This is a genomic window from Saccharopolyspora sp., from assembly GCF_017434145.1.
Classification (GTDB): domain Bacteria; phylum Actinomycetota; class Actinomycetes; order Mycobacteriales; family Pseudonocardiaceae; genus Saccharopolyspora_C; species Saccharopolyspora_C galaxeae.
On record NZ_JAFRFW010000272.1, the window covers coordinates 1 to 3,329 of the forward strand.

5 protein-coding genes are annotated in these 3,329 nt (G+C 71.3%); 4 read left to right on the forward strand and 1 reads right to left on the reverse strand.

The features are described from left to right. The 3 genes from nirB to IJH84_RS07655 all read left to right on the forward strand — a co-directional run. Positions 1-1,584 (forward strand): nitrite reductase large subunit NirB (gene nirB, locus IJH84_RS07645; RefSeq protein WP_295142021.1); only part of this gene is annotated, 1,584 nt, incomplete at its 5' end. Continuing rightward, positions 1,581-1,904, forward strand: a complete 324-nt coding sequence (nirD, locus tag IJH84_RS07650; RefSeq protein WP_200072545.1) for a nitrite reductase small subunit NirD — start codon at positions 1,581-1,583, stop codon at positions 1,902-1,904. The genes nirB and nirD, both read left to right, overlap by 4 nt. 77 nt (positions 1,905-1,981) lie before the next feature. Continuing rightward, positions 1,982-2,677, forward strand: coding sequence for a sirohydrochlorin chelatase (locus IJH84_RS07655; protein ID WP_295142026.1), 696 nt, complete (start codon positions 1,982-1,984; stop codon positions 2,675-2,677). 126 nt (positions 2,678-2,803) lie between these two features. On the opposite strand, the gene IJH84_RS07660 is transcribed toward IJH84_RS07655, so the two are convergent. After that, positions 2,804-3,151, reverse strand: a complete 348-nt coding sequence (locus IJH84_RS07660; RefSeq protein ID WP_200072547.1) for a hypothetical protein — start codon at positions 3,149-3,151, stop codon at positions 2,804-2,806. On the opposite strand from IJH84_RS07660, the gene IJH84_RS07665 reads away from it, so the two are divergent. After that, on the forward strand, positions 3,132-3,329 hold a 198-nt coding region (locus IJH84_RS07665), incomplete at its 3' end, for a hypothetical protein (protein ID WP_295142030.1). The genes IJH84_RS07660 and IJH84_RS07665 overlap by 20 nt on opposite strands.

Genomic DNA, 3,329 nt, shown 5'->3' on the forward strand with positions numbered 1-3,329 from the left:
CCCGGCGCCGACATGTCGACGAAGCTCAAACTGCTCGGCGTCGACGTCGCCAGCTTCGGCGACGCGCACGGGAGCAACGCGGGTGCACTGGAGGTCGTCTACGCCAACAACGCCGCGGGCCCCTACGCGAAGCTGGTGCTCAGCGACGACGCCTCGACGCTGCTCGGCGGGGTGCTGGTGGGCGATGCGAGCGCGTACGCGGCGCTGCGTCCGCTGATCGGGCGGGAACTACCGGCTCCGCCGGAGCAACTGCTGCTGCCCGCGGGCTCGGGTGCGGACGCCGCAGCGCTGCCCGGCGATGCGCTCGTCTGCTCCTGCAACAACGTGTCCAAAGCGGACATCACCGGCGCCATCACCGGCGAGTCGCTGACCGATGTGGCGGGCGTCAAGGGCTGCACCAAGGCGGGCACCAGCTGCGGCTCCTGCGTGCCGATGCTGAAGAACCTGCTCGCCGAATGCGGCGTGGCGACCTCCGATGCGCTGTGCGAGCACTTCGGGCGATCCCGCGCCGAACTGTTCGAGATCGTCCGCGCCACCGGCATCGGCACGTTCTCCGAGCTGATCGGCAAGCACGGCACCGGGCACGGCTGCGACATCTGCAAACCCGCGGTGGCCTCGATCCTGGCCAGCCTCGGCAACGGGCACATCCTCGACGGCGAGCAGGCCGGGCTGCAGGACACCAACGACCGGTTCTTGGCGAACATGCAGCGCAACGGCAGCTACTCGGTGGTTCCGCGGGTGCCCGGCGGGGAGATCACGCCGGAGAAGCTGATCGTGCTCGGCGAGGTGGCCAGCGCGTTCGGGCTCTACACCAAGATCACCGGTGGGCAGCGGATCGACCTGTTCGGCGCGCGGGTGGAGCAGCTGCCGCAGATCTGGCGGCGGCTGGTCGAGGCCGGTTTCGAGTCCGGGCACGCCTACGGCAAGGCGCTGCGCACGGTGAAGTCCTGCGTCGGCGACGACTGGTGCCGCTACGGGGTGCAGGACTCGGTGGCGATGGCGATCCGGCTGGAGCTGCGCTACCGCGGGCTGCGCTCGCCGCACAAGGTCAAGGCCGGGGTGTCCGGCTGCGCGCGGGAGTGCGCGGAGGCGCGTTCGAAGGACTTCGGCGTCATCGCCACCGAAACCGGCTGGAACCTCTACGTCGGCGGCAACGGCGGGTTCGCCCCGCGGCACGCCGGACTGCTGGCCGCCGACCTCGACGACGAGACACTGGTGCGGTTCGTCGACCGGTTCCTGATGTTCTACGTGCGCACCGCCGACCGGTTGCAGCGCACCGCCGCGTGGATCGAGGCCATGGACGGCGGGATCGAGCACCTCCGCGCGGTGGTGGTCGGCGACTCCCTGGGCATCGCCGCGGAACTGGAGACCGCGATGGCCGAGCACGTCGCCGGCTACACCGACGAATGGGCCGGGGTGCTGCAAGACCCGGCGAAGTTGTCCCGCTTCGTCTCGTTCGTCAACGCCCCCGGAACGCCGGATCCGACGATCAGCTTCACCGAGGAACGCGGCCGGGTCCGGCCCGGTCCGGTGGCGCTGCCGATGCCGTCCGCGCGCGCCGGGTCCGAGGAGGTCTCCGCATGAGCTGGCAATCCATCTGCCCGTTGAGCGCGGTGCCGCCCGCCTGCGGTGTTCCCGCGCTGCTCGGCGGCTATCCGGTCGCGGTGTTCCGCACCACCGACGACGAGCTGTTCGCGGTCGGCGGCGTCGATCCGCTCTGCGGAGCGGGTGTGATCAGCCGCGGCATCGTCGGTGACCGCGGCGGCGAACCGACGGTGGCCTCGCCGCTGCTCAAGCAGGTCTACTCGCTGCGCACCGGCGAATGCCTGGACGAGCCCGCGGCGAAGCTGCCGACCTACCGGGTGCGGCTGCGCGACGAGATGGTGGAGATCGCAGTCCCGTGACTGCGCGGACGAACGCACCGGACTACGACCGGCATCGGTTCCCGCCGGTTGCCGGCACCGATGAAGGACGCGCACGGATGCGCGCGAGCATGAAAGCCACACCTCCCCTGCTGCTCGTCGCGCACGGCACCCGCGACCCCGCCGGTCCCGTCCTCGTCGAACGCATCGCGGCGGCGGTCGCCGACCGCGCGAGCGTTCCGGTGCACGTCGCCTACGTCGACGTCATCGGTCCCACCGTGGTCGAGGCGCTGGGTGCGCTGCACGGCCCCGTGGTGGTGCTGCCCGCGTTCCTGGCGTCCGGCTACCACGTGCGCACGGATCTGCCCGCGCAGATCGCCGAGGTCGGCCGCACCAGCGATGTCGCGGTGACCGCGCCGCTGGGTCCGAGTCCGGAACTCGCGGAGGCGATGCTCGACCGGCTCCTCGAAGCCGGTTGGCGCCCGGGCGAACAGGTGCTGTTGTCCGCCGCGGGCTCCTCCGACGAAGGTGCGCTCGCCGACGTGCGTACCGCGGCGAACCTGCTCGGGCGGCTGTGCGGGCAGTGGCTGCACCCGAGTTTCGTCACGACAGCCGCGCCGCTGACCGCGGACCTGTGCGCGGACGGACGCGCGGGTTTCATCGCGCCGTACCTGCTGGCGCCCGGACTGTTCCACCGCAAGCTCAACGAACTACCGGTGTACGCGGTTGCCGAACCCATCGGTGCGCACCCGCGCGTCATCGACCTCGTCGTGCGGCGGCATAGCGCGGCGTGCCGGGATTCCTTCGCCGCCTGACGACCGCGGCGCGCACGCCGTCGCCGTGACCGTGCGCAGCAACGCGCGGCCGGGCAGAACACGATCGTGCTTTTCGCGCCTTGTTCGATTCATTCCTTGTTCAACCTCCCGTACGCTGGACGTTTCTCAACGACATCTTCGTTCTGGAGGGCTCATGACCACCGCAGCCAGTTCCGGAGGGCGTTCGGCACCGAGCCGGAGCACGTCCCGTAGCGGGACGCAGGGGCGGCGCACCGGCACGTCGAGTTCGGGCGCTTCACGAACGTCAAGCTCCAGCGCTTCCAGCACGCGAACCCGCGGGCAAACCACCGGCAGCGGGCGCTCCCGCACCCAGACCTCGTCGCCGTCGGCGCGCAGCCAGTCCGGCAGCGGACGCACCGGCACCCAGACCTCGACGTCCGCGCGCAGCGGATCCGGTGGCGCGTCGAGCTCGGCGCAGTCGCACGGCGCGACCGTGAACCTGCCCTTCGTCACCGCGGAGTTCCACCGGCCGGACGTGCAGCTGCCGGGCCGCGAGGACTTCGCCTCCGCTGCCGAGACCGTCCGTTCGCAACTGCCCACGCCGAAGCAGGCGCTGTTCTACGGCGGCCTGGCCGCAGGAACCGCGCTGAGCCTGCTCGAATGGCCCGTCGCGCTGGCCATCGGCGTCGGC